The sequence below is a fragment of the Nonomuraea sp. NPDC049625 genome (assembly GCF_040675285.1).
GTDB lineage: Bacteria > Actinomycetota > Actinomycetes > Streptosporangiales > Streptosporangiaceae > Nonomuraea > Nonomuraea angiospora_A.
Map to the genome: position 1 here is coordinate 479234 of NZ_JBFAOQ010000009.1, position 24510 is coordinate 503743.

The window sequence follows — 24510 nt, forward strand, 5'->3', positions numbered from 1 at the left end:
GGAACGATCCGGAACGATGTGGAACGGCGCGCGAGCCCCAAGAGAGGCCGTGGTCCGAAACGATCCGGAACGATCCCTTTCCGGTCGCCTGTGCCCCATGTGATAGGAAAGGGCTTTCCGATATCAGCTCGTTCCGAATCGGTCTGTTCCGGTCTTCCTGATCGTCACGACGGTGACGGGCGTCGAGCATGGGATGGTGAACATCACCCATCTCGCCTTACGGCGGTCGCGCGGCCTGTGACGCGCCGGCGTCACCGGCCTCGCACGCAGCCCCGACCTGGCCCGCACCGGCCGAAGGTCACGGCAACTGCGACTTGACCGCACCGGGGGCGAGAGATCCCCGCGAATCCTTCGCATGAAGCCGGTTTCCGCAGGTGGGCCTATCGATGCCGAGCAATGGGGAAACTCGGGCATCTGGTAGCTCAACGGTCACTCAAGGTGAGACGCTTCGGACTGTGGCGATTTGGTTGCGAATGTTGGGACTGCGGGGTTAGGTGTGACTCGACAGACTCCGGAACGGCGACCCGGACCTGGAAAGGGGTGGCAACCGGCCACCACTTCTGCGCGACGGTCGGGGTAACCGAAAGGAGACATGTCACGGCTCGCTGCTGGATACCGTCCCATGCATCACAAATGAGGCGGAATGTCCGAAGCGGGCCTTTTCTCGTTATCAGACGAAATCGTCTGACGAAAAGGTTGAAAGGAGAACGATGCCGGAAACGCCCCCCGCATCTGGCTCGGGCCGCGAGCCCGAGCCGGCGAGCCCCGAGCCGCCACCACCCTCCACCTGGATCGGGGAGGTGGCGCGGATGGTCCGGGATGTAGTTGACAGTACCCCCCGGACCATCCGCCTGTGCATCGTCATCGCGGTTGCCGCCGCGGCGTGGTTCCTGATCAAGTAACCACTTGATGCACCGGTGATGCAGGCCCCAGGCTAGGTCGCCACCCGAGACCAGATGCCCGGTTTAGCAAGATCGCGGGCTTCTTGTCCACAAAAGTGGCGACTTGTCCTGGGGCCTTTGCGTGCCGTTCACCCATGGCGCACGAGAGAAAGATCCTTGCCCCCGCCGCCAACGGACAAACATTCCGCCGTGATCGCACAGCGTACGATGCGCCGTCGCCGGTCCCCAACCCTCCCCGGCAATTTGCTGAAATTCGCAAATGCACATGCATCTGGGATGTGCAGGACGGTGATCGGCGTCCGAGAGCTTCGCCGCACATCGACGCGAACGGGGAGCGATCAGCCAGGAAGCCGACATCCCACGGCATCACGGTCGTGCCCTTGCCCGCCCCGCTCGCCGGCGTGCGCCCGTCGGGACTGAAGACCGGCTGGTAGCCCGGCCCCTAGTGACCGCCGAGCGGGGAACGGGAAACGGGGAGCGGCCCCAGGGCGTGCCCGCCGTTCGCGACCACCAGGGCCCGCGCTCCCGGGATGCGCCCGCCGTTCACGGCCGACAGGGCCCGCGCTCCGGGGTGTGCCCGCCGATCGCGACCACCAGGGGCCGGACCCCCGGGATGCGCCCGCCGTTCGCGGTCGGCAGGGACCGGACCTCCGGTCCAGCCGGCAATCAGGGTGGTTCGGCGGCGGGCTCAGCTGCCCGGGAGCTCCGGAGGCTTGCGGCCGTCCCGCAACGCCGACTCGATCTGCCGGGCCAGGGCGAGCGTCTGTGCCGGGCTCAGCGCCCTCAGGCCGGTGGCGGTCACCTGCACCTCGGGCCCGTCCTTGCGCTGCTTCACGGTGATCTTCACGTCGGTCCTGCGGTACCGCAGCCAGGCGATCACCATGCTCGCCACGGCCGCCACCACCTCCGGCGCGTCGGCCAGCACCTGCACCGCCTCGGCCACCGGCCCCAGCGCCCCGTCGGGAGGCGGCTTCTCGACCAGCCGGAGCGCGGCGCGCAGCTCGGGCTCCCGGCGCAACCAGGCGTACAGGTCCCGCACCTCGTCCGGCGAATCCAGCGAGTCCGGCGAGCCAGATGAGTCGGTTGACTCCGCCACCAGCAGCGCGCCCCAGTCACCGCCGTCAGGTCGTTGCGCCATCATGGCCCCTTCCAGGCTCGCGTGCGCGGCCCCCGCACCACGACCGGTATCCAGATATCGCCCCGCCCGGCCGCACCACGACCGGTATCCGGATATCGCCCCGCCCGGCCGCATCGCTACGGGCGGACGGGGGCGCATGACGGTCCAGCACGCGGCCTCACTTGCGATCCCGCACACTGTGCACCGTTATAACCTCGCCCGTCAAGCCTCCACCGTCGAAGAGAAATTGGCTGTTGACCGCCCGCTTCACGGTGACGTATAGGTTATAACCATCCCCCCGACAAGGCAGGACTGCGATGAATGAATCCGTGCCTGAGCTCCGCCCGACCATGACGCCTTCCCGGCGGGCGTTCGGCATGCTCGCCATCGGCGGCCTGGCCGCCACCCTGATCCCACCCGCCCCCGCCGCGGCCCAGGTCGCGCTGACCGTGCCCTGGGGCGGTCCGCTCGCTCCCGACCTGCCGCTGGCCAAGGCCTATGACACAGCGGCCAGGGCCCTGGCGGAGGTGGACGACAATCCGGTCATCCGCTGGCAGTACCGGGTGTGGTGCCAGACCGGCTACCGCAGCCCGAGGGACGCGGGCACCGGCCAGCCCGTCGACCGGCCCGTCGATCCGGCCAAGGACCTCGTCTCCCCGACGGGCTTCCTGTACTCGGAGTACTCCAAGCCGATGCCCGCCGGCGGCGTGCAGTTCATGGACAACGCCTGGTATTTCGGCACCGACCACACCGGCCTGGTGATCGTCCGCACCCCGGACGGGCTGATCATGCTCGACGCCCTCACCACTCCGCAGGACATGCAGAGCCAGTTCCTCGACCAGGCCGCCGCCGCCGGCCTCGACCCCAGGGACATCCGCTACGTCTTCCTCGGCCACCGCCACGGCGACCACATCGGCGGCGCGAACCTGCTCCGCGACGACCACGCGCGCCGGGCCAAGTTCGTCATGGGGCGGCCGGATGCCGACGCCGTCGCGAAGGACCTGGCCGAGCTGCGGGCGCACCGCCACGAGTACACCGAGGAGGAGTACCGGGCCCGCCTGGCGCGCATCCCCAGCCGGATCGACATCACGGTCGAGGCCACTCCCGGTCACACCGTCGGGATGAGACGCATCCGGATCGGCCGGCGCACGGAGGCCGTCGCCATCCTCGCCCCCGGCCACACCGAAGGGCAGATGCACGTCATCGTCCCCGTCGTCCACCAGGGCGAGACCCACAAGCTCCTGGTCTGGAGCGGCAACGACAACGCCGACGTCGCCGCCCAGTACGCCGTCTCCGCCGACTACGTCCAGGGCCTGGCCGGTCTGGAGGGCGCGGACACCTTCATCAACACCCACGCCTACCAGGGCGGCATCTTCGGCCACCTACGCGCCCTCAAGGCGAACCCCGCGGCGCCCAACCCGATGATCATGGGTAGGTCCGGGGTCCAGCGGCACGTCGAGATCTTCGGCCACGCTCACCGCGCGCTCGCGCAGCGGTTGATCGACGGCACGTGGAAGCGGATGTAGCCGAGTGTCGGCTCGGCCACCCGCCCGCGAGCGAGGTGGCCGAGCCCGCGTCTCAGGGTCGGCCACCCGCCCCCGGAGCGAGCGGCCGAGCCTGCGCGTCCGAGTCGGCCACCCGCCCGCGAGCGAGGTGGGCGAGCCCGCGTCTCAGGGTCGGCCACCCGCCCGCGGAGCGAGCGGCCGAGCCTGCATGTCCGAGTCGGCCACCCGCCCGCGGAGCGAGTGGCCGAGCCGCCGTGTCAGGGTCGGCCACCGGCCCGCGGAGCGCCGGCGTGTCAGGCTTCCGCGCCCCGGTCGATGCCGAGAGTGGCGATGAGATCTTCGTGGAGCTCGAACCAGACCCGATGGCAGGAGTCGACGTCGGTGCGGTCGACCCAGGCGCCCTCCCCGGCTCGGGCGCGCGCCAGGGCCGCGGTGAACCGGGTGTCGTATCCGCGGAACCGGGTCAGGACGCTCCCGAGCCGGTCCGCGAGCGGCGCGAGTGCGCGGTCGATGCCGCCGAGCTCGTAGAGGATCCGGGCGTCCCAGGCGAAATCGGAGTGGTCGTTGGGGGCGAGCCGATCGCCGGCGGTGGGCCTGAGCTGCCAGTCGGTGCAGGCCCGCAGCAGGAGGGCGTTCAGCGGGAGGAACTCGCGGTAGACGTCATGAACCTCGTCGGCGCCGCCGACGCCGGCGAGCTCGGCCGCGAGCTGGCGCTCGTTCTCGGCCCGGCCCGATTCCGTCAATGACCAGCCTCCGGAGCCCGCGAAGGCGGTGTGCTGAACCCAGCCACGCGCCTCGGCGTCGTACAGCATCTCTTTTGTCTCGGCCGCGTCGAGCCCGTACCGGCGAGCGATCACCGGGGTGTCCGCGTACCCGGTGATGCGCACGGAGTGCAGGGCCAGGAGGCCGAGCGAGGAGTCCCGCGTCACGAGCCGTCCTCCTGCCGGGCCGTCAGGCGGTTGTAGTGCTGCTGGCACGCCTGCGGCGAGTTGAACCCCATCGCGTGCGCCATCTGCGCCCAGGTCAGCCCCGCGCTCCGGGCCATGAACAGCAGACCGGACTCGAGTCCTTCGACCTCGGCGCGTGCGGCGGGCAGGAGGGCGAGCGCGCTCAGCACGTCCTCCGGGCCCAGGTCGGCGTGCCGCCAGACGGCGAACTGCACGAGGTCGACCGCCGACGGCGGGGCGGGCGGGGGCCGCCACGGGCGGGCGTCGAGCGCGTCCGCGCCCAAGCTCAGAAGACGCTCACTCGCGTCCTGCTCACGTCGGGCCTGGACGTGGTCGGCGTCCCCGGTGTGAGCGATGTCGTCCTTGCGTGCCATGCGACCTATGATGCAGAATCAACGAAACGTTGTCAATAATTCGTTGAAGGGTGGAACGGGTGATCGTACCCTTGGTGGAGGCTGTCTCCGGCACGTGCGGGGGCAAGGCAGGCGCGCTCGGCGCGTTGCTCCGCGCGGGTCTGCCGGTTCCTGACGGCTTCGTCGTCTCGTACGACGCTTACCTCGCCGCCGTCCGCGACCTGGACCTCGGCGGGCCGGACGATCCTGACGCGATGCGGCCGGCGATCGAGGCCCGCCCGGTCCAAGCCTCCGTGATCGACGCGCTGGGACGCGCGCTCGACGGGCTCGGCGATCCGCCCGTGGCGGTGAGATCGTCGGCGGCGAACGAGGACACCGGCCAGGCCTCGGCGGCCGGCCAGCACGAGAGCTTCCTCGCCGTGCGCGGGGCCGGCGAGGTCGCCGATGCCGTACGTGCCTGCTGGGCCTCGCTCTTCTCGCCACGAGCCATCGACTACCGACGCGACAACCGGCGCGACGACCGCCGTGACGACCGCCGCGACGACCGCCGTGACGACCGCCGTGACGACCGCCGCGACGACCGGCCGTCGGACGATCTGGCAATGGCCGTCATCGTCCAGCGCCATCTGGATGCCGAGGTGTCCGGGGTCATGTTCACCCCCGCGGACCCGTACGGCGCGACCGAGATCGAGGCGTCCTGGGGCCTCGGCCCCAGCGTCGTCGGGGGCACGGTCACCCCCGACGCCTACCGCGTCGCCGAGGACGGGTCGGTCACCCGTACCATCGCCGACAAACGGACCCGCCTTGACCGACGCGGCCGGCAGCTCGTCGTCAGCGACGTGCCCGCCCCAGCCCGGGACCGGCCGGCGATCGACGACGCGACCGCCACGCGACTCGCCCGGCTGGGCAAAGAGATCGCCGCCCTACGCGGTGGACCGCAGGACATCGAGTGGGCGATCGCCGACGGCCGCATCTGGGTCCTGCAGGCACGGCCGGTCACCGCCGCTCCCCCACCGCCTTCCGGCACCTCGGACACCCCGGCCGGCGCCCTCACCGGAACGCCGGGCAGCCGCGGGACCGTGACCGGCACCGCGAGGATCGTCCGGGGTCCCGGCGACTTCGCGCGCGTCCACCCGGGCGACATCCTCGTCTGCCCCTTCACCGACCCGGCGTGGACGCCGCTGCTGCGCATCGCCGCAGGCGTCGTCACCGAGACCGGGGGCGTGCTCTCGCACGCCGCGATCGTCGCCCGCGAGCTCGGCATCCCCGCCGTCCTCGGCGTCCCGGACGCGACGGGCAGGCTCCACGACGGCACCGTCGTCACCATCGACGGCAGCACCGGGGCCGTCACGGCCACGAACGCGTGACCGTTCACCTCATCGAAAGGAGACGGGGAAACGGGCCCGTACGGGCACCGCGCCCTCACCACTCATGGCAACGCGACACCTCTACCTGGCACGCCACGGCGCGGCCGACGCGTTCGGGAAGCTCACCGACGTCGGGCACCGGCAGGCGAGCCTGCTGGGCGAACGGCTCGCCGGCATCCCGGTCGACGCCGTGTGGCACTCCCCGCTGCCGCGCGCCACGGCGAGCGCGCACGAACTCGCCCGGCATCTGCCGGACGTCCCCGTGACCGAGGCCGCCGAGCTCATCGACCACGTGCCCTACGTTCCCGGCGCGGCCGAAACACCCCGGTCCTGGGCGGGCTTCTTCGACGGCTACGACGAGGCCGAGGCGGCCTCCGGCCACAGGCTCGCCGAGGCCCTGGTCGCCCGGTTCGCGAAGGTCCCCGACCACGGGCCCCGGCCCGACACCCACGAGGTCCTGGTGACGCACGCCTACCCGATCGCGTGGCTGGTCCGGCACGCGCTGGACGCGCCGCCGTCCCGGTGGCTCGGGCTGAACAGCGCCAACACCGCGCTGACGGTCATCGAGTACCGCGACGGCCTGCCCCCCACGATCGTGATGTTCAACGACATGAGCCACCTCCCGCCCGGCCTGCGCTGGACCGGGTTCCCCGACAGCGTGCGGCCGTAATGGTCACGCCGCGAGGTCCAGCGACGGGAGGCGCGGGCCTCGGCGGGCGCGCTCTTGCTGGAGGGCGCCCGCCCCGCCCACAGGAACTCGGTTATCTGCTCGCGCCCCACCCGGCTTCCCAGTCAGAGCCCCGGGCTCACGTCGCGGGCAGGTTGACGGTCATCCACATGGGCCGGTGATCGGAGGACGCGACCGGAGATCCCGGCACTCCGCAGGTGTGCGCGATGCCCGGCTGGGTGAACAGGTAGTCCAGCTTCACGGTCGCGTCGTTGTCGTGCGGGGTGGTCGTGTAGTACGTCCCGGGACCGGTACGCGGGGAGGACTGGTCGGCCTGCGCGCACTCGACGAACGCGTCGTAGAGAGGCGTGAGACCGCCGGAGGCGGCGCTTGCGGGCGGTGTCCTGTTGAGGTCCCCGCCGAAGATCACCCGGAATCGGGACGGCCAGACGAACTCCTGGTAGGCCGTGACCTGCTGGGCGCGGATGCTGCCGGTGGGGTCCTCACCGCCGTTGCTGAAGTGCGCGTTGCAGAGCTTCACCTGCCAGGACTCGACGGTGGCGCACATGGCCACCCGCCATTCGGTGCCCTCGACGGAGGGCAGGTACGTGATCCCGTACCAGGTGTTCTCCTCGGGCACGGCGATCGCGATGCCGTAGTCGCCGCGGCCGCGGACGCACTGCTTGTCGGGCGCGGCCGCCGGGTCGGCGCCCCGCTTGATCTTGATGGGCGCGAAGCGCACGTCCCATCCGCTGCCGTAGTGCTCCTCGAGCTCGCGTTCGAGCGGCTTGGCGAAGGAGCTGCAGAACTCCTGGATGATGGCCGCGTCCATGGGGGCGCCGTGACCGAGCATGTGCCATCTGACGGCCGCGATCAGCCCGTCCGGGTCCTCGTAGTACTGGCAGTCGCCGTTGTTGCCGCACACGTTCCACGTCATGATCTTGATGGTCCGCGCCGGGACGGCGGCCTGCGCGGGCACGCCGCCTGCCGCCATGAGTCCGGCCGTGAGCGCCAGTGCCGCCATGACGGCGCCGAACAGGCGTGAACGCGTCATCGAGAGTCCTTCCGCGGTTGCGTGATCCGTGATGACGGTACAGATGCGTCAACGAGCCGGCCGGTTCTTGATCTCGCTCTCGGCGAACGCGCCGGTGGCCGCCGGGCTTGACCCTGACATCGTGTGAGGCGGAACGGTATGGCCATGTCTGTCACCTATATCGGCTCCGGGCCGTACTGCTACTCCAACTCCCTCGCGATGCTCCTCGGTGACGAGGCGCCGCCTCCGGCCGTGATCGAGGTCCTGACGGGCTCCCCCTACGGAATGGAGCTGATCGGCGGGCGCCTTCCGCTGTTCGACCCGTTCGGCTGGGACCCCGAGATCGGGCTCGACGACGCGATCGGCCTGCTCGGCTGGGAGTGCCAGCGCGTGGACGGGGGAACGGCCGCGGCGGCGCTCGACCGGCTGCGCCGGGCGTGCCAGGACGGCCCGGTGCTGGCCGGGCCGCTCGAGCTCGGTCTGCTGTCGTTCCAGCCGGGGTCGGGCAAGGCGATCGGCGCCGACCACTACGTGGTGGTGCTGGAGGTGGACGGCGACACCGTGCTCATGCACGACCCGGAGGGCTACCCGTACGCCACGCTGCACGCCGACGCCTTCGCCGAGGCGTGGCGCGGGGAGCTGATCCGCTACCTGAATCGGCCGTTCCGGATGCGGTACGGGTTCACCCGGCGGGAGGTGGTCACCCCAGAGGAGGCGCTGCGCCGCTCGCTGCCCGCCGGGGCGGCCTGGCTGGCCGGGCGGACGGACGTGGAGGTCCCTCCCGGCACGCTGGGGCAGGCGGAGGCCGCCGAGCGCACCGCCCGGCTGATCGAGGAAGGGCTGGATCCCGAGATCAGGCAGTTGTGGCAGGCGTTCGCGGTACGGGTGGGCGCCCGGCGCCTCAACGACCTGGCCGCCTGCCTGTCATCCCTCGGTCTCGACGCGGCCGCGGCCGTCGCCGGGGTGCAGGCCCGCATCGTCGGAGGGCTGCAGGGTCCGGTCGTGTCGGGCGACGACGTGGCGCTCGCGGCCGGCCTGCGCCGCTTGGCTCCGACGTACGAACGGCTGCGCGCCGCCCTGATCGCCGGCGAGTGGGCGTCCCCGGGAACACCCTCCTGAAGGTCCCGTCATCCACGACCGGAGCTTGTCGGGGTTGCGTACCGCCCAGATGCGTTTGATCCGGTCGTCCGCGATGTCGAACGCCATCACCGCCATGATGGCGCCGTCCTGCAGGGCGATCAGGCCGGGCCGGCCGTTGACCGTGCGCTCCAGGATCGTCAGGTTGCGGAGCCTGCCGGTGAAATGGACCAGCGGGCGTACGATCTGCTCCGCGCCTTGGACCGGGCGCAGCACGGCGCTGACGATGCCGCCGCCGTCGGCGATGGCGGTGGCGTCGGGGTCGAGGAGGTCGATGAGCGCTTTGATGTCCTTGGCCTCCCACGCCTGCTTGAAGTTCCTGACGATGCCGGCCTGCCGGGACGCCGGCGTCGCGGGAGCCTGCGAGGCGCCGATGCGGCGGCGGGCCGAGGAGGCGAGCTGGCGGCAGGCCGCCGGGGTACGGCCGACGATCTCGGCCACTTCGGCGAAGGAGTAGCGGAAGACGTCGTGCAGGATGAACGTGACGCGCTCGGCCGGGGTCATCGACTCCAGCACGACCAGGAAGGCCATGTTGACCGACTCGTCGAGGGTGACGCGGTCGGCCGGGTCGACGGTGATGCCGTCCGATCGCCCGGTGATCCACTCCGTGGGTTCGGGTAGCGGCTCGGGGATCCATTCGCCCACGTAGGTCTCGCGCCGGGCCCGTGCCGAGGAGAGCACGTTGAGGCAGACGCGGCTGGCGACCTTGGTCAACCAGGCGCCGGGCACCGCGATGGCGTCCTGCTCCTGGCGGGTCATGGCGTACCAGCGGGCGTAGGTCTCCTGGACGACGTCCTCGGCATCGGCCAGGGAGCCGAGCAGCCGGTACGCCAGATTGATCAGCTGGCGCCGCTCGCTCATGATCGCGCTCAGGCCCGGGTCGAGCCGGCCGCCTCCTGGCTCGGACTGGATGGTCATGGTGTCGCCGGCTCCCTCGGTCGCGTTCCGCTCTCACCGGTCCGACAAGACAGCGCGGTGAACTGTGAGGTTGGCGCGTCGCCTCACATTCCGAGGGGTTGTGTTGTCGGTTCGGTGAGATCGAGAAGGGAAACCTCGCCATGTCCACGCACCCCACTCTCACCAAGGTCATCGTCATCGGCGGCGGTTACGCCGGAACGCTGGCGGCCAACCATCTGCGGATACGCGCCGACGTCGGCATCACCGTGGTCAATCCCCGCCCGGAGTTCGTCGAACGGGTCCGGCTGCACCAGTTCGTGGCCGGCACCAGGGAGGCCACGGTGGACTACGGCACGCTGCTCGGCGACGGCATCCGGTTGGTCGTCGACAGCGCCGCACGCATCGACACCACCACCCGTACAGTGCGGCTGGAGTCGGGCGGCGCGCTGGACTACGACTACGTCATCTACGCCATCGGCAGCACCGGGGCGATACCGTCCTCGGTGCCCGGGGCGGCCGAGTTCGCGTTCGACATCGCCGAGTACGAGCCCGCGCAGCGGCTGCGTGCCCGGCTGGAGGAGTCGCCCCTCGATGCTCCGATCACCGTGGTCGGCGGCGGGTTGACCGGCATCGAGACGGCCGCCGAGCTGGCCGAACAAGGACGCGCGGTCACGCTGGTGTGCGGCCGGGCCCTGGCGCCGTCCTTCGGCGCGCCCGCGCGCCGGGCCGTGGCCACGTGGCTGTCCCGGCACCGCGTCGCGGTGCTCGAGGACGGCATGGTGCGCGAGGTCCGCCCGGACGCGGTCGTCTTCACCGACGGTGGGGTACGCGCGAGCGCGCTGACCATCTGGGCGGGCGGTTTCGGCGTGCCGCGGTTGGCGGCCGCGAGCGGGCTGCGCACCGACGCGCTCGGCCGGCTGCTCACCGACGAGACGCTGACCAGCGTCGACGACGACCGCATCGTGGCGACCGGCGACGCCGCCGCGCCGTCCGGCCGGCCGCTGCGGATGAGCTGCTACGCCGCCGGCCCGCTCGGGGCGCAGGCCGCCGACACCGTGCTGAGCCGCATCGCCGGGACCGAACCGGCGGTGATCAGCCTGGCCTTCTCGGGCGCGTGTGTCAGCCTCGGCCGGCACACCGGCATCCGGCAGCTCGCCCGCAAGGACGACACCGCGGTGAACCTCTACGTCGGCGGCCGCATGGGCGCGACGATCAAGGAGGTGACCTGCAACTTCGCGGTGAAGAGGATCCGTCGCGAGGCCCGCAGACCGGGTTCCCTCTTCTGGGTGAAGGGCGGCCCGCGTCCCGAGCAGCCTTACGGGGCTGAGCTGCCCAACAGGTGATCCGCCCGTTCCGTGCGCAGGTGAAGCGCGGTTCGGCCCTTGCGCTGCGTCGAGACGAGACCCGCCCCTCGCAGCGCGCCCAGGTGTTGCGACACGGCGCTGGGGGTGATGCCCAGGCGGGCGGCCAGGGCCGCGGTCGTCCGGGGTTCGGCCAGGGCGGCGAGCAGCGCCGTCCTCGTGTGCCCCAGCACCGGGGCCAGGCCCGCCAGCGCCGGCGGGGGCGGCTCCCAGAGCAGGCCGACGCCCACCGCCGGATAGCGGATCGACGCGGCGGCGACGGGCGACTTGTCGACGCCCACGTTCGGCCAGTTGAAGACGCTGGGCAGCAGGACCAGGCCCTGCCCACCGGTGTCCACCGTGTAGACGGCATGCGAGGTGCGCCGGCCGTGCACCACCAGCTGGCCTCCGTCCCAGGCGATGTCCCGGTGCAGCTCGGCGAACAGCGCCTGTACCCCGCCGTCCACCAGGGTGAGCGCCCGCCTGGCGACGTCGGCTTCCAGCACCGCCTGCATCCGGCCCCACTGCGGAGCGATCACCAGCTCGTGGCACCGGTGGAGCGCCTGCGCCAGCCGCGGCAGCACCGTTGCCGGCTCGGGGGCCTCCTCGGCCGGCATGCCCATCACCGCTCCGTACTCGCGCCGGAAGAAGAGCTCCTCCGTGGCCCGCAGCAGCTCCAGCTCCCTGGCCATCGACGGCAGCCGCTCCTGCGGCACCGGAAACAGGAACGACGGCATGGGTCCCGCGACGAGCGCCCGCAGCAGCGGCAGCTCGCGCTCATCCGCGATCAGCGGACGTGCCCCGCGCACCCAGGGCCGGTGCACCGCGTGCCCGCCCGTGCCCAGCAGGATCCGGAGTGCGAGCACCGTCTCCCCCAGCGGCGAGACGGCGAACCGCACCCTGGCCACCGACGCCGCGGTGAACCTGATCTCGACCGCCATCCGTCCCACCCATCATGTAGCTGTGGCTAAACGATAGCCACCGCCGCCGGCACCCCTCAGGCTGCGGGGCATGGAGTTCTTCACCTCGTACGACGGCACCAAGCTGAGCTACCACGTGGCCGGGGACGGTGCGCCGGTGGTCTGCCTGCCCGGCGGGCCGACGGCCGCCACCTATCTCGGCGACCTCGGCGGCCTGTCCGCGCACCGGCAGCTGATCATGCTGGACCCGCGCGGCACCGGCCGGTCCGCGAAACCCCAGGACACCGCGTCCTACCGCTGTGACCGGCTCGTCGCCGACGTGGAGGCCCTGCGCGCGCACCTGGGCCTGGACCGGATGGACCTGCTCGCGCACTGCGCCGGTGCGAATCTGGCCGCGCAGTACGCGGCCCGCCACCCGCGGCGCGTCGGCAGGCTTGCGCTGATCACCCCGAGCGTCCGCGCCGTCGGCATCGCGATCTCAGGTGACCTCCGGCGCGAGACGGCTCGGCTGCGCCGGGACGAGCCGTGGTTCCCCGAGGCGTTCGCGGCCCTGGAGGCGATCGTGGCGGGCCGGGCCACGAACGACAGTTGGCAGGCCGTCGCGCCGTTCTCCTATGGCCGGTGGGACGGGGTGGCGCAGGCCCATCACGCGGCTGATGCGGAGCGGCAGGACCCGGAGGTCATGACGGCCTTCGGTGCCGAAGGCGCCTTCGACCCGGACGCCACCCGCGCCGCGCTGGCCCGGTTCGCATCGCCCGTACTGTTGCTCGCCGGAGAGGTCGATCTGGGAGCGCCTCCTCCGGCCATGGCCGAGTTCGCCGGGCTGTTCCCGAACGCCGAACTCGTCATTCAGGCCCGAGCCGGACACTTCCCGTGGCTCGACGACGCCGCCCGGTTCAGGTCCACCGTCGCGGCGTTCCTGGAGTAGCCGGCGGCGGGCCGCTGCTCTCCCGCACGATGAGCTCCGGCTCGTTCCAGGTCGGAAGGGACAGTGCGGCCTCCGGCTGCAGCCTGCGCAGCAGCAGGCCGAAGCACGCGCGGCCGAGACCCTCGAAGTCGAGCCGTACGGTGGTGAGCGAGGGGTGGAGGTAGGCCGACGCCGGCGTGTCGTCGAAGCCGACCACGCTGAGATCGCCGGGGATGTCCCGTCCGGCCTCGCGCGCGGCCCGCATGACGCCCAGGGCCAGGTCGTCGTTGCCGCACAGGATGGCGGTCACCGAGCGGTCCGCCAGCAGGGAGCGCACCGCGAGGTATCCGGAGCGGGGAGTCCAGCCGCCGCGCAGAGGGTCGGGCAAGGGGCGGCCGGCGGCCCGCAGCGCGTCCTGCCAGCCACGGGTCCGCTGCGGAAGCGCGCTGGTGGAGGACGGGATGGCCATGTAGTGGACGGTCTGGTGCCCCAGGCTCAGCAGGTGGCGCGTCGCGTGCGCCGCCGCGGCCCGGTCGTCCAGCCAGAGCTGCCACGGGTTGTCGCCCGAGCCGTCGTCGGGACGTTCGACGGCGGCCGTCACCGGCACGTCCGGCGGCAGCTCGCGGAGCGCCCGCTCGCCGGGGTCGTCGTAGGCGATCACCATGACAGGCTCCTGGGGCCGGTTGAGGCGCAGGGCGACGTCCGTACCGTTCGCGCCCGGCTCCAGCACGCTGATGCCCACCGAGAAGCCGGCCGCCCTGGCCGCCTCCTCCATGCCGCGCAGCGTGGCCGCCGCGCCGAACAGGGCGGTGTCGGAGGTCAGCACGGTGACCGAGCTCGCCGGCCCACCGGCCAGCGTCCGGGCGAGCCGGTTGGGGCGGTAGCCGAGCTCGGCGATGACCTGCATCACCTTGGCCCGGGTCGACTCGCTCACGCGGGTCTTGCCGTTGATGACGCGGGAGACGGTCTGCTGGGAGACGCCGGCCACTCGGGCGACGTCCCAGATGCTCGCGGACCGGCCGGGAGGAGTGTCGTTCGGCGGCGTGTGACCGGTAACTCCCATGGTCCAGAGCCTACTTGACGGCTCCCTCGGCGAGGGGGCCGTCCGCTTGCGCCTCAGGGGTTGGCCGCGCTGTGCCGCACACCTGCCTCGGCCGGGACGACGGAGGTCGCCATCCCGTTCAAGGTGAGCTTGAGGATCGGTGCGATGGTTCCGCCGAATGCCGCTCGTGCCTGCGCGGCCCGCGCGGATCGGAGATCCACGCCCGGGGACGATCGGTAGTTGGCGAAGCTGACCACGTGGAGGTCCGGCAGCACCAGCCAGGCGTAGGCCTGGTCCGGTTCGGCGCTGGGATTCCGGAGTACGAGCCCGGACCCGTTGAGCGGCTCGTACGGCCCCGTCAGGCTGGGAGAGACGAAGCCGTAGAGCCCGGTGGGCGCGGAGTCGGCCGGGTGGAAGGAGTGGCGCTGGGTGGAGAAGAAGAGGTAGTACCGGGACCGGTGGACGATGATGTGCGGCCGTTCCAGCTCATGGTTGATGCCCTCGGCCACGACGAGAGGCGGCAGCAGGGACCAGGCGCCGTTCCGCGTCTCGGCCAGGGCGATCGCACCGCTGAAAGGGTCGCCTTCCGCGACGGACGTGGCGACGAGCAGGTAATCGCGCCCGTCAGCCGGGTCGCGGAACCAGCCGGGATCGCGAAATGCCCTGATACGTCCCGGCGCCCCGGTGACCTCCTCGGCCGGCAGGTACATGCGGCCGTCCGAGCGGAGGAGCTCACGGTGCTCGGCGCCCGGGTCCAGCAGGATCCGGCGGCCGTCGGCGACCAAGGCGGGGCGGGCCTCGACGACGCGCTGCCGGAACGTCGGAGGCGTTTCTCCGCGCCGTCCGGCGGCCGTGTAGAACACCGACACGGTGTCGTCGGGGCGGCGGACCGCCGATCCCGACCATTCCCGGCTGCCCGGCGAGGCGCCGTCGGCGAACGCGTGCCCCAGGTCCGTCCAGCTGTCGCCGTCCTTGGCGAGCAGGCGGATGCGGGCCTGGTCGTGGCGCTCCTCGGGGTGAGCGAGGAGCGGCGCCGACAGCGCCATCCACAGCTCCTGGCCGCCGATCACGCAGGTCGAGCCGTCTTCCTCCTGGACGGGCCACAGGTCCCACAGGTCGTGGTCCGGCAGGATCCGGGGCAGGGCCGCGGGGTCGAAGACGGGTGCCGTGGTCGCGGCGGCTTCGACGAGCAGCTCCAGGTGCCGCCGCGTCCAGCGCGCGGGTAGGCCGACACTCATGCGGCTCCCGTCGGATATGGCGCAGCGTTCAGTCGACCTTGTGTGGGCATGCGGACAACCTTCCTTTTCATCCGCGCCTGCGCTCCTGCGGGTCGAGCAGGGCGGCGTGGGCCGGTTCGATCGCTCCGGTGATTCGCGAGTGGTCGCACGGCGCCCGCGAGGGTCTCCTGGGGTGTGGCCGCCGGCATCGTGCGGGTCGCGATGTCGCGTTCATCGCCGTCAGCCCTTCAGGGAGCCCTGGAGCAGGGCCTTGACGAAGTGCCGCTGGAAGATGAGGAAGATCACGAGCGTGGGGGTCAGGATCAGCAGCGACCCGGCGCACAGCAGCGGGATGTCGGTGCCCCACTGCCCCTGGAAGGCGCCCAGCGCGCCGGACATGGTGCGCTTGGTCGGGTCGTCGACCAGGACGATGGCCAGCAGGAACTGGTTCCAGGTCCACAGGAACAGCAGGATGCCCAGGGACGAGATCGCCGGCATGGCCAGGGGGACGTGGATGCGCCGGAACAACTGCCAGACGTTGGCCCCGTCCATCCGCGCGCTCTCGGACAGCTCGCCGGGCATGTTGACGAAGTGCGCGCGCATCCAGAAGACGGAGAACGGCATGAACAGGCCGATGAGCGGCAGGATGATCGCCCAGCGCGTGTTGAGCAGTCCCATGTCGCGGATCTGGTAGTACAGCGGCGTGATGATGCCCTCGAAGGGCAGGGTCAGGCCGAGCACGAACAGCAGGAAGATCACGCGACCGCCGATGACGCGCAGGTGGCCGATGGCGAAGCCGGCCATCGTCGCCAGGACGATGGAGATCGGGACCACGCCGAGCACGATGAGGACGCTCGACTTCAGCAGCTCGCCCATGTTCGCGGCCCGGAAGGCGGCGAGGAAGTTGCCCCACTGCGGGTCGGCCGGCCAGGCCAGCCCGGCCGGGTAGGTGCCTGACGGGTGCAGGGCGGTGACGAACAGGCTGAGGAACGGCAGGATCGTGATCGCCATCATGGCGATGAGCAGCACCCTGCCGGTCCAGGACTCCCGCCACGAGGTGATCATCGGTTGCCCTCCTTGGTGAACCACTGGATGGGAAGGGCGCAGGCGATCACGAGGACCATGAGCACCAGGGCCAGGGCCGAGGCCATGCCGACCTCGCGTTCGGAGAAGGCCAGGTAGTAGATCTGCAGGCCGGGCACCATGGTCGTGTTGCCCGGGCCGCCCTGGGTGGAGATGTAGATGATGTCGAAGCTGGCCAGGGCCGCGATCACGGTCACGGTGACGCAGACCGCGATCTCCTGCCGCAGGCTGGGGACGGTGATCGAGACGAACTCCCGCCACGGGCCGGCGCCGTCCAGCCGGGCGGCCTCGTACAGGGACGGGTCGATCTTGCTCATGCCGGCCAGGAGCAGCAGCGTGCACAGGCCGAGGAGCACCCATGCGCCGATCATCCCGACCGCCGGCAGCGCGGTGGAGAAATCGCCCAGCCAGGCGCGGGTGATCCCGCCGAGGCCGACGAGCGAGAGCAGCTGGTTGATCACGCCGGTGGAGGCCAGCAGCCAGCTCCAGGCGATGCCGGCGGCCACCAGCGGGATGACCTGCGGCAGGAAGAGAACGGTCCGCGCCACGAGGGCCAGCCGGCTTTGGGCGATGCGCCGGATGGTGGCGGCGATCGCCAGGCCCAGCAGGACCGGGATCGCGCTGAAGAAGACGATGAGCTTGACGGCGTTGATCAGCGAGTCGTACAGGTCCGGGTCGGTGAAGACCTTCCCGAAGTTGGCCAGCCCCACCCAGGTGGACGGGCCGATGCCGTCCCACTCGTACAGCGAGTACTGGAACGTCAGGGCGATCGGACGCAGGACGAAGACCGCGTAGAAGGCGAACGCCGGCGCGACGAACAGCCAGCCGACCAGGCCGCGCGCGTCGCGCAGCCTGGCAGCGACCGGGCGGCGGTGCGGGGATCGGGCGCCGGCAGGACGGGTCACCACCTGCTTCAGTTCCCTTCGAGCTGGCCGGCGTAGTCGGCCTGGACCGTCTTCAGCAGCTCCTGCGGCTTCTGCTGCCCGGCCACCAGCTTCTGCAGCTGCGGCGTCCAGCTCTTGGCGTAGATGGCGCCGGTGGCGTTGGCGATGAAGTCCATCGCGCCGTTGTCCTTGGAGATGTCCGCTCCGGCCGCCAGCGTGCCGGCGGTGACCTTGTCCGCGGCCACCTCGGGCATGTACGCGTCGGCGGGACCCATCGGACGCGAGCCGCCGACCTCGACGCCGATCTCGCGGGCCCGCTTGTCGGTGGCCACCCAGTCGAGGAAGAAGGCGGCGCAGTCGGCGTTCTTGGCGTTCGCGGCGATGCCGAAGGTGAGGGGCGCCGACATGGCGGCCCGCTTGCCGCCCTGCTGCGCCGGCGGCATCAGGGAGAAGCCGACGTCGCCCGGCATCTGCTTGTCGAGGTTGCCGGACTCCCAGTCGCCGTTGAACATGAACAGCCCCTGGCCGTCGATGAAGCGGCTCATCATCGTCGCGTAGTCGACCGCGTTGACGTCCTTCTGGAAGTATCCCGCCTTGATCCACCGTTCCAGGTGCTGGACGGCCTGCAGGTTCGACGGGGTGTCGATCGTGGCGCCGGGCTTCTGGAAGATCCAGTCGTTGATCGGGGCGGCCGGGCCGTAGGAGGCCATGAGGTCCTGCAGCGGGAACGCCAGGCCGCCGGTGGCGCCGCCGTTGAACTGCACGATGGGCGTGATGCCCGCCTTCTTGGCCTTGTCCAGCAGCGCGTCGAGCTCGGCCAGCGTGGCGGGCGGCGCGGACATCCCGATCTTCGCGGCGAGCTTCTTGTTGTAGAAGATCCCGGTCATGCTGGAGTTGAGGCCCAGGGCGTACAGCGAGCCCTCGCCGCGCGGCCGTCCGCCCGGGCCGAGGCGCAGCTGCTCAAGCTGGGAAGCCGGCCACGTGTCCCAGCCGAACACCTTCGCGTAGCCGTCGAGGTTCTTCAGCAGGTTGTCCTTGACCAGCTCGGAGACCTGGGGCAGGCGCATCAGGTCGGGCGGGTTGTCCGCCAGCACGCGGGGGGCGTTCTGCGTGATCACGGCGAACTGGTCCTCGCGGATGTTCCACGTGACGTTCGGGTGCTGCTTGGTGAACTCGGTGGTCAGCGCCTTGGGCAGCGGGAAACCGGTCTCGAAGTAGCCGTTCATCGTGATCGGCGCCGTGCCGCAGGTGGGCGCCGCGGACGGGGCCGACGCGCTGGTAGCCGCGGGCTGCGGGCTGTTGCTGCCGGGAGCCGCGCAGGCGGCGGCCAGCGTCCCCATGGCGATCACCAGCGCGGCCCCGGAGCGACCTCGACGAGCCATGTGCATCTCCTCTGCTGCCTGGGACAATCGGCGCAGGCTGATGTCCCGAACTCCGTTGCTAAATCGGGTTAGCGCCCGTTAGTCTCACGGTGCGTGTCGTACGATGTCAACCCCCCGTAACCCACTCTTGACGATCGGAGGTCCTGGGTGAGCCCACGACGGGTCACCTTGGCGGATGTGGCCAAGGCTGCCGGCGTCTCCCGCACGACCGCTTCGCTCGTCCTGTCCGGCCGCGGCCGTGAGCTGCGCATCTCTCAGGACGTCGAGCAGCGGGTGCTGAAAGCGGCCGACGAGTTGCAGTACCGGCCCAACATCGTCTCCGTCGGCCTGCGTACGGGCACCACCCGGACGATCGGCTTCATCTCCGACACCATCGCCACCTCGCGGCTGGCCGGTGACATGATCAAGGGAGCGCTCGAGACCGCCCGCGACCGCGGCTTCATGCTGTTCATCGGTGAGACCGAGGGCGACGCCGAACTCGAAAGCCTCCTGCTGCAGGCCATGCATGACCGGCAGGTGGACGGGCTCGTCCTGGCCTCGATGTTCACCAGGACCATCAAGGTGCCCAAGACCATCACGGCCACGCCCGCCGTGCTGCTCAACGCGCTGCCCGAACAGCCCACTCCCCTGCCCGCCGTCCTTCCCGACGAGGTCGAGGCCGGCCGCCGCGCCGCCCGCATCCTGCTCGAGGCCGGCCACCGCGACGGCATCTACCTGATCGGCGCCGGTCCGGGTCTGCGCGACGTGCCCGCCGAGAGCGTCGCGGCGGTGGAACGGCTCGTCGGCATCCGCGAAGCGCTCGGCGAGGTGGGGGTCGAGGTGGCGGGTGCCCGCACCTGCCCCGACTGGCAGCCCGAATACGGCCTCGCCGCGACCCGCGACCTCCTGCACACCGCCCAGCCGCGCGCGCTGATCTGCTTCAACGACCGCATCGCCATGGGCGCCTACCAGGCACTCGACGATTTCGGGCTCAAGGTGCCCGCCGACGTCTCCGTCGTCTCCTTCGACGACCATCCCATCGCCTCGTGGATGCGCCCCAAGCTGACCACCGTGGCGCTGCCCCATTACGAGCTGGGTCGCAAGGCCGTCGACGTGCTGTTCACCGAGATCGACCGCGACCGCGCGGACGGCGACCGGGTGGGCGAAGTGCACCGGGTTCCGATGCCCGTACGCAGCCGCGAGTCCGTCGCGCCGTCACCCCTCGACTGAAGGCCCACCCGGGGGACAAGGCGGGCGTTGACACCCCGGCGTGATCGAAACTAAGTTGGCCAAAAAGTGATCGATCACTTTTTGGGTCGTCCGAGGGAGTGTTCATGCCTGCGTTTCCGTCCCCGGTCCGCGTCGCCGTCGTCGGCGCCGGGGGCACACCGGGAGGCGGTGATCGCCGGCCTGGACGCCGGCGCGTGGGTCTGGTGCGAGAAGCCGCCGACGCTGTCGCTGGCCGAGTACGACGAGATCACCGCCCACGAGAAGGACGGCGGCCCGTACGCCAGTTACGTCTTCCAGCACCGCTTCGGCAGCGCGGCCCAGCGGCTGCGCCGGCACATCGGCGACGGCGAGCTGGGTTCGCCGCTCGTCGCCGTGTGCAACACGCTGTGGTACCGCGGCCACGACTACTTCGAGGTGCCGTGGCGTGGCAAGTGGGAGACCGAGGGCGGCGGCCCGACCATGGGCCATTGGCATCCACCAGATGGATCTCCTGCTCAGCCTGCTCGGTGACTGGCACGAGGTGCACGCCGTCGGCCATCACGGGGCGGCCCGTCACCCGGGCCGAGCTCGACGAGACGAACCCCTTCTACCACTCCCTCAACGGCGGCGACCTGCCGACCGCCCTCAGCCGCCTCCAGCACCAGGAGAACACCCATGCCTGAACCCAGCCTCAGCGTCCGCGACGAGGACAAGTCCCTGATCGTCACCGCCGGCGACGTGGACATCGCGCAATACGTCTACCACCCGGACGCGCCCGACGCCGAATCGCCCAAGCCGTACCTCCATCCCCTCCGCAGCCTGTCCGGCGCCCCCATGTCGGTCTACCGGCCGCACGACCACCGCTGGCACAAGGGCCTGCAGATGACCTGGGCGCACCTGTCCGGGCAGAACTTCTGGGGCGGCCCGACGTTCTCGGTGGAGCGGAACTACCACTGGCGCGACAACCTCGGCCACATGAACCACATCGACTTCGCCGAGCTCTCCTCCGACGGAGAGCGGGTGACGGTCGCGGAGAGCCTGCACTGGGTCTCGGCGCAGGGCGAGCAGTGGATCACCGAACAGCGCCGCCAGGTCTTCCACGGCGTGGACGCCGAGCGCGGCATCTGGGCGCTGGACTTCACCACGCAGCTGCTCAACGTCCGCGGCGCCACTCTCGAGTTCGGCAGCCCCACCACGCACGGCCGCCCGCTGGCCGGGTACGCGGGCTTCTTCTGGCGCGGCCCCCGGTCCTGGACCGGAGGCACGATCATCGCCGCCGGCGGGAAGGGCGGTGAGGAGATGATGGGCGCCGAGGCCCCGTGGCTGGCCATGGTCGGGCAGCACGACGAGATCGACGGCGGCGGCACCGTGCTGGCCATCGCCGGGCACTCCAGCGCGTCGGTGCCGATCAAGTGGTTCGTCCGCAGGGAGGCGTTCGCCGTGATCAGCCCCTCCCCCTCCTTCGACGAGGAGATCGCGCTGGCCGACGGCGACACCCTCGAACTGACGCACCGCTACGTCTTCATCGACCACATGTGCGACCGGGCCGAGCTGGACGAGCTCGGCGCGGAGTTCGCACTGTGACCCCGCTGTTCCCCGGCGGCACCTCGATCAGCGACCTGGCGGTCTACGACTGGGAGTGCGCCGACGGCGTGCACGGCGGCACCCCGCACCTGCACACCGTCTCGACGGAGGCGTACGTCGTGACCGCGGGCCGCGGGGAGGTGCACACCCTCAGCGCCGCGGGCTTCGCCCGGGACCGGCTCGAAGCGGGCACGGTGTTGTGGTTCTCGCCGGGAACGATCCATCGCCTGGTCAACGAGGACGGCCTCCGCCTGGTCGTGATCATGCAGAACGCAGGGCTGCCCGAGGCCGGCGACGCCGTCCTCACCTTCCCCGCCGACGTCCTGCGCGACCGTGACGCCTACCTCGCCGCCGCCACGCTGCCGGCGGACGGCTCGGAGGCCGAGCGCGCGGCCGCCGCCCGGACCCGCCGCGACCTCGCCGTCACCGGCTTCCAGCAGCTCCTGAAGGACGTGGACGACCGGGGCGGCCAGGCGCTGGCGGACTTCCATCGCCTCGCCGCCGCGCTCGTCCGCCCACGGGCCGGGTCGTGGGCGGAGCTGTGGAGCGGGACCGTCGAGGCCGAGACCGAACGCACCCGCAGGCAGCTCGCGGCGATCGCCGACGGCGACCCGGCCCACCTCGGGCAGGCCGCCGTCGTCCGTACCACGCCCAGATCGGGGCCCCGGGCGTTCGGCATGTGCGGACGCCTCCAAACCTGGAAGCCCGAGCCCGGCGCGGGGAGCGAGGTCAACCGAGAACGATCGTGGTCAGGGCACGCGGCAGGAGCGTGACCGCCCCGTCCGTCACGGGGACGGGTCCGAGTGACTCGTCCTCGTTCGTCAGGTAGGCAGCGACCTCGCCGCCCACTCCCTCCCAGGTCACAGGGGTCATGCCGGTGTTGAGGACCTCGACGACCCGAGAGCCGTCGGGGTTGCGGAACGCGGACACCTTCAGGGCGGGCTTCGTGACCGCCGTCTCGAGCCTGACCGCGCCGGGCCTGACGAAGCGGCTGTAGGCGGCCAGCGCCCACAGCCGCTTGGAGACCCGGTAGGACTTGGCCGCCTCGTCGATCAGCAGCAACGCCCGGGTGTTTCCGACGGAAGCACCCAGCCAGTACACGTAGCCGGAGACGTGGCCGAGGGTGAGCGCGTCGTGCACGGCCAGGGCGATCGTGAAGCCGTCGGAGCCGCTGCCGTCGTACCAGCTCTCGTTCCAGCTGGTGCCGTTGGGGTGCCACTCCGACATCCACGTCGGCCGTTCCGTCGGCAGCGGGGAGTCCACGGGGGTGGCGTAGCTGTGCCCGGTATGGACCTTCACCCAGCGACGGGCCTCGGCGTCGGCCTCGATCGCGGCCGTGTAAGCCCTGGCCTCCGTCCAGCCGACCGACTCGCAGCACACCACCCGCATGCCCGAGGCGATGGGACCGAGCACCTTGACGAACTGGGCGGCCTCCTCGGGGGTGAAGCGCATGGAGGCGTACGGGGCCGTCCAGTCGGGCTCGTTCGCGAACCCCAGGTCGGTGATCCGGATGCCTTCCCGCGCGTAGAACCTCGTGTACTGCACCAGGTAATTCGCGTAGGCATGCCGCCACTCCGGCTTCAGCCTGCCGCCGTTCCTGTCCTCGCCGGTGTCCTTCATGTAGCCGGGCGCGCTCCAGGCGACGGCGAAGAAGCGCTCGACGCCGTACGCCTGCGCGGCCTTGGCCAGCCACACCTGGCCGTTGTCGTCGCCGTCCCACACGTACTCGGGCGGGGCGTCCGGGCCGCCGGGGTCCTCGGGCTGGATCGACACCATCTCGTCGTACGGGCTGCCCGACGGGGACGAGCCGATGCCGAGCCGCAGAATGCTCAGCCCGGCGCCCTTCTCGCGGCTGAACCACAGGTCGAGGATCTCCCGCTGCCTGTCCTCCGGGAGGGCTCTGACCAGTTCGTGCCGCCGGAACGCCATGGAGATCCCGAACCCGTCGATGGTCTGGTGCCGGACTCCATCGTCGATCGTGATCGCCGGTGGATCGGCCGGCCGGGGTTCGTTCATCTGATACCTCCGAGGAGACCCCCGCCTTCAGGCGGGGAAGGAATCGGACTCCTGCGGAGCAGGGCAGGAGCAGGCGAATCGCCGCCAGGCGGACCCCCGTCTACGACAACCGAGCAGCACTTGGCTGGTCTTCCTGCAAAAATGTGAGGCGTGGCGCAGCTGGTGAAGCGGGCCTACAAGTACCGCTTCCACCCGACCCCTGAGCAGGCCGAGGAGCTTGCCCGGACGTTCGGTTGCGTGCGCCTGGTCTACAACAAGGCGCTGGAAGAGCGGACCCGTGCCTACATCCTGGAAGGCAGGCGGGTCTCCTATGTGGAGTCCTCCGCCGCGCTGACGGCGTGGAAGAGGACGCCCGAGCTGGCGTTCCTGGGTGAGGTGTCGTCGGTGCCGTTGCAGCAGGCACTGCGCCACCTGCAGGCGGCGTTCGCGAACTTCTTCGCGCGCAGGGCGAAGTACCCGACCTTCAAGAGCAAGAAGAAGGCGCGCGCGAGCGCGGAGTACACCTGCTCGGCGTTCCGCTGGCGCCAGTGCCGGCTCACCTTGGCGAAGATGGACGCGCCGCTGACCATCGTGTGGTCGCGTCCGCTGCCCGAGGAGGCCGAGCCGTCCACGGTGACGGTGTCGAGGGACGCGGCCGGGCGGTGGTTCGTGTCCATCCTCCTCGAGGAGAAGATCTCGCCGCTGCCGCCGGTCGAGGCGTCGGTGGGCGTGGACGCGGGCATCACGGCGCTGGCCACGCTCTCGACCGGCGAGAAGATCGTCAACCCGCGTCACGAACGTGCCGACCGGCGCAAGCCGGCCCGCGCTCAGCGATCGCTCGCCCGTAAGGAGAAGCGATCGAACAACCGGGCCAGGGCCCGGCTGCGCGTGGCGAAGGTGTACGCCCGGATCGCCGACCGGCGGCGTGACTTCCTGCACAAGCTTTCGACTCGGCTCGTCCGTGAGAACTGTGAGGATGGTGGTGTGCCGCTTCGAGCCCCGGCTTGACCCGCGCGAGAACAGACCATGGTGTCCTTGTTTGG

At 71.0% G+C, this 24510-nt stretch carries 21 protein-coding genes and 3 pseudogenes; 12 read left to right on the forward strand and 12 right to left on the reverse strand.

Annotation, left to right across the window (positions count from 1 at the left end; translation table 11 throughout):
- Window positions 1–1590: 1590 nt before the first annotated feature.
- A complete protein-coding gene (locus AB0J87_RS36625) occupies window positions 1591–2043 on the reverse strand; it encodes a hypothetical protein (protein WP_363972853.1) in 453 nt (150 codons plus the stop codon).
- Between the two features lie 305 nt (window positions 2044–2348).
- Between AB0J87_RS36625 and AB0J87_RS36630 the strand changes: the two genes are divergently transcribed.
- Window positions 2349–3545, forward strand: a complete 1197-nt coding sequence (locus AB0J87_RS36630) for an MBL fold metallo-hydrolase (RefSeq protein WP_363972856.1) — start codon at window positions 2349–2351, stop codon at window positions 3543–3545.
- Window positions 3546–3817: 272 nt separating this feature from the next.
- Here AB0J87_RS36630 and AB0J87_RS36635 read toward each other — a convergent pair whose 3' ends face one another.
- Entirely contained in the window at window positions 3818–4453 is a 636-nt protein-coding gene (locus AB0J87_RS36635; RefSeq protein ID WP_363972859.1) for a transcriptional regulator, read from the reverse strand.
- Window positions 4450–4845 (reverse strand): DNA-binding protein, encoded by a 396-nt coding sequence (locus AB0J87_RS36640; protein WP_363972862.1) that lies wholly within the window; start codon window positions 4843–4845, stop codon window positions 4450–4452. The genes AB0J87_RS36635 and AB0J87_RS36640 overlap by 4 nt, the downstream gene beginning before the upstream one ends.
- A gap of 59 nt (window positions 4846–4904) precedes the next feature.
- Between AB0J87_RS36640 and AB0J87_RS36645 the strand changes: the two genes are divergently transcribed.
- Window positions 4905–6191: a PEP/pyruvate-binding domain-containing protein gene (locus AB0J87_RS36645; RefSeq protein ID WP_363972865.1), complete on the forward strand. Its 1287-nt coding sequence runs from the start codon at window positions 4905–4907 to the stop codon at window positions 6189–6191.
- 64 nt (window positions 6192–6255) lie between these two features.
- Entirely contained in the window at window positions 6256–6861 is a 606-nt protein-coding gene (locus AB0J87_RS36650; protein ID WP_363972868.1) for a histidine phosphatase family protein, read from the forward strand.
- Window positions 6862–6997: 136 nt separating this feature from the next.
- Here the strand turns inward: AB0J87_RS36650 and AB0J87_RS36655 are convergent, their stop codons facing one another.
- A complete protein-coding gene (locus AB0J87_RS36655; protein WP_363972871.1) occupies window positions 6998–7912 on the reverse strand; it encodes an endonuclease/exonuclease/phosphatase family protein in 915 nt (304 codons plus the stop codon).
- Window positions 7913–8056: 144 nt separating this feature from the next.
- Here AB0J87_RS36655 and AB0J87_RS36660 point away from each other — a divergent pair, with 144 nt between their 5' ends.
- A complete protein-coding gene (locus AB0J87_RS36660) occupies window positions 8057–9010 on the forward strand; it encodes a hypothetical protein (protein WP_363972874.1) in 954 nt (317 codons plus the stop codon).
- Between the two features lie 27 nt (window positions 9011–9037).
- On the opposite strand, the pseudogene sigJ reads toward AB0J87_RS36660, so the two are convergent.
- A pseudogene (sigJ, locus tag AB0J87_RS36665) lies at window positions 9038–9946 on the reverse strand (RNA polymerase sigma factor SigJ); the annotation flags it as partial.
- 140 nt (window positions 9947–10086) lie between these two features.
- Between sigJ and AB0J87_RS36670 the strand changes: the two are divergent.
- Window positions 10087–11268: an FAD-dependent oxidoreductase gene (locus tag AB0J87_RS36670; protein ID WP_363972877.1), complete on the forward strand. Its 1182-nt coding sequence runs from the start codon at window positions 10087–10089 to the stop codon at window positions 11266–11268.
- Here AB0J87_RS36670 and AB0J87_RS36675 read toward each other — a convergent pair.
- Window positions 11241–12206, reverse strand: a complete 966-nt coding sequence (locus tag AB0J87_RS36675; protein WP_363972880.1) for a DUF5937 family protein — start codon at window positions 12204–12206, stop codon at window positions 11241–11243. The genes AB0J87_RS36670 and AB0J87_RS36675 overlap by 28 nt on opposite strands.
- Before the next feature lie 70 nt (window positions 12207–12276).
- Here AB0J87_RS36675 and AB0J87_RS36680 point away from each other — a divergent pair, with 70 nt between their 5' ends.
- Window positions 12277–13113 carry an alpha/beta hydrolase gene (locus AB0J87_RS36680; protein ID WP_363972883.1) on the forward strand — a complete coding sequence of 279 codons (837 nt, stop codon included), beginning with the start codon at window positions 12277–12279 and terminating at the stop codon, window positions 13111–13113.
- Here AB0J87_RS36680 and AB0J87_RS36685 read toward each other — a convergent pair.
- The 5 genes from AB0J87_RS36685 to AB0J87_RS36705 form a co-directional block, all read right to left on the reverse strand.
- On the reverse strand, window positions 13082–14155 hold the full coding sequence (locus tag AB0J87_RS36685; protein ID WP_363972886.1) for a LacI family DNA-binding transcriptional regulator: 1074 nt from the start codon (window positions 14153–14155) through the stop codon (window positions 13082–13084). The genes AB0J87_RS36680 and AB0J87_RS36685 overlap by 32 nt on opposite strands.
- Before the next feature lie 53 nt (window positions 14156–14208).
- Window positions 14209–15372, reverse strand: coding sequence for a glycoside hydrolase family 68 protein (locus tag AB0J87_RS36690; protein WP_363972889.1), 1164 nt, complete (start codon window positions 15370–15372; stop codon window positions 14209–14211).
- 219 nt (window positions 15373–15591) lie between these two features.
- The gene (locus AB0J87_RS36695; protein WP_350739560.1) at window positions 15592–16416 is read right to left on the reverse strand and encodes a carbohydrate ABC transporter permease; all 825 of its coding nucleotides are present in this window, start codon (window positions 16414–16416) and stop codon (window positions 15592–15594) included.
- Window positions 16413–17339 carry a sugar ABC transporter permease gene (locus tag AB0J87_RS36700; protein ID WP_363972893.1) on the reverse strand — a complete coding sequence of 309 codons (927 nt, stop codon included), beginning with the start codon at window positions 17337–17339 and terminating at the stop codon, window positions 16413–16415. The genes AB0J87_RS36695 and AB0J87_RS36700 overlap by 4 nt, the downstream gene beginning before the upstream one ends.
- Window positions 17340–17347: 8 nt before the next feature.
- Window positions 17348–18700: an extracellular solute-binding protein gene (locus AB0J87_RS36705; protein ID WP_363972896.1), complete on the reverse strand. Its 1353-nt coding sequence runs from the start codon at window positions 18698–18700 to the stop codon at window positions 17348–17350.
- Window positions 18701–18877: 177 nt separating this feature from the next.
- Here AB0J87_RS36705 and AB0J87_RS36710 point away from each other — a divergent pair, with 177 nt between their 5' ends.
- The 5 genes and pseudogenes from AB0J87_RS36710 to AB0J87_RS36730 all read left to right on the forward strand — a co-directional run bounded on the left by AB0J87_RS36710 (window position 18878) and on the right by AB0J87_RS36730 (window position 22245).
- On the forward strand, window positions 18878–19909 hold the full coding sequence (locus AB0J87_RS36710; RefSeq protein WP_363972899.1) for a LacI family DNA-binding transcriptional regulator: 1032 nt from the start codon (window positions 18878–18880) through the stop codon (window positions 19907–19909).
- 141 nt (window positions 19910–20050) lie between these two features.
- A pseudogene (locus AB0J87_RS36715) lies at window positions 20051–20441 on the forward strand (Gfo/Idh/MocA family oxidoreductase); the annotation flags it as partial.
- Window positions 20416–20571: a hypothetical protein gene (locus AB0J87_RS36720; protein WP_363972945.1), complete on the forward strand. Its 156-nt coding sequence runs from the start codon at window positions 20416–20418 to the stop codon at window positions 20569–20571. The pseudogene AB0J87_RS36715 and the gene AB0J87_RS36720, both read left to right, overlap by 26 nt.
- A complete protein-coding gene (locus AB0J87_RS36725) occupies window positions 20564–21472 on the forward strand; it encodes a PmoA family protein (RefSeq protein ID WP_363972902.1) in 909 nt (302 codons plus the stop codon). Before AB0J87_RS36720 ends, AB0J87_RS36725 begins: the two co-directional genes overlap by 8 nt.
- Window positions 21469–22245 carry a cupin domain-containing protein gene (locus AB0J87_RS36730; protein WP_363972905.1) on the forward strand — a complete coding sequence of 259 codons (777 nt, stop codon included), beginning with the start codon at window positions 21469–21471 and terminating at the stop codon, window positions 22243–22245. The genes AB0J87_RS36725 and AB0J87_RS36730 overlap by 4 nt, the downstream gene beginning before the upstream one ends.
- On the opposite strand, the gene AB0J87_RS36735 is transcribed toward AB0J87_RS36730, so the two are convergent.
- Window positions 22202–23488 carry a glycoside hydrolase gene (locus AB0J87_RS36735; protein ID WP_363972908.1) on the reverse strand — a complete coding sequence of 429 codons (1287 nt, stop codon included), beginning with the start codon at window positions 23486–23488 and terminating at the stop codon, window positions 22202–22204. The two genes, AB0J87_RS36730 and AB0J87_RS36735, sit on opposite strands and share 44 nt — an antisense overlap.
- Before the next feature lie 150 nt (window positions 23489–23638).
- Between AB0J87_RS36735 and AB0J87_RS36740 the strand changes: the two are divergent.
- A pseudogene (locus AB0J87_RS36740) lies at window positions 23639–24436 on the forward strand (transposase); the annotation flags it as partial.
- Window positions 24437–24510 lie beyond the last annotated feature (74 nt).

Coding starts and splice junctions, on each gene's coding strand:
- AB0J87_RS36680 (WP_363972883.1), top strand. CDS start 12,277: ATGGAGTTCTTCACCTCGTACGACGGCACCAAGCTGAGCTACCACGTG.
- AB0J87_RS36725 (WP_363972902.1), top strand. CDS start 20,564: ATGCCTGAACCCAGCCTCAGCGTCCGCGACGAGGACAAGTCCCTGATC.
- AB0J87_RS36685 (WP_363972886.1), bottom strand. CDS start 14,155: ATGGGAGTTACCGGTCACACGCCGCCGAACGACACTCCTCCCGGCCGG.
- AB0J87_RS36690 (WP_363972889.1), bottom strand. CDS start 15,372: ATGAGTGTCGGCCTACCCGCGCGCTGGACGCGGCGGCACCTGGAGCTG.
- AB0J87_RS36660 (WP_363972874.1), top strand. CDS start 8,057: ATGTCTGTCACCTATATCGGCTCCGGGCCGTACTGCTACTCCAACTCC.
- AB0J87_RS36650 (WP_363972868.1), top strand. CDS start 6,256: ATGGCAACGCGACACCTCTACCTGGCACGCCACGGCGCGGCCGACGCG.
- AB0J87_RS36675 (WP_363972880.1), bottom strand. CDS start 12,206: ATGGCGGTCGAGATCAGGTTCACCGCGGCGTCGGTGGCCAGGGTGCGG.
- AB0J87_RS36695 (WP_350739560.1), bottom strand. CDS start 16,416: ATGATCACCTCGTGGCGGGAGTCCTGGACCGGCAGGGTGCTGCTCATC.
- AB0J87_RS36640 (WP_363972862.1), bottom strand. CDS start 4,845: ATGGCACGCAAGGACGACATCGCTCACACCGGGGACGCCGACCACGTC.
- AB0J87_RS36670 (WP_363972877.1), top strand. CDS start 10,087: ATGTCCACGCACCCCACTCTCACCAAGGTCATCGTCATCGGCGGCGGT.
- AB0J87_RS36625 (WP_363972853.1), bottom strand. CDS start 2,043: ATGATGGCGCAACGACCTGACGGCGGTGACTGGGGCGCGCTGCTGGTG.
- AB0J87_RS36735 (WP_363972908.1), bottom strand. CDS start 23,488: ATGAACGAACCCCGGCCGGCCGATCCACCGGCGATCACGATCGACGAT.
- AB0J87_RS36705 (WP_363972896.1), bottom strand. CDS start 18,700: ATGGCTCGTCGAGGTCGCTCCGGGGCCGCGCTGGTGATCGCCATGGGG.
- AB0J87_RS36655 (WP_363972871.1), bottom strand. CDS start 7,912: ATGACGCGTTCACGCCTGTTCGGCGCCGTCATGGCGGCACTGGCGCTC.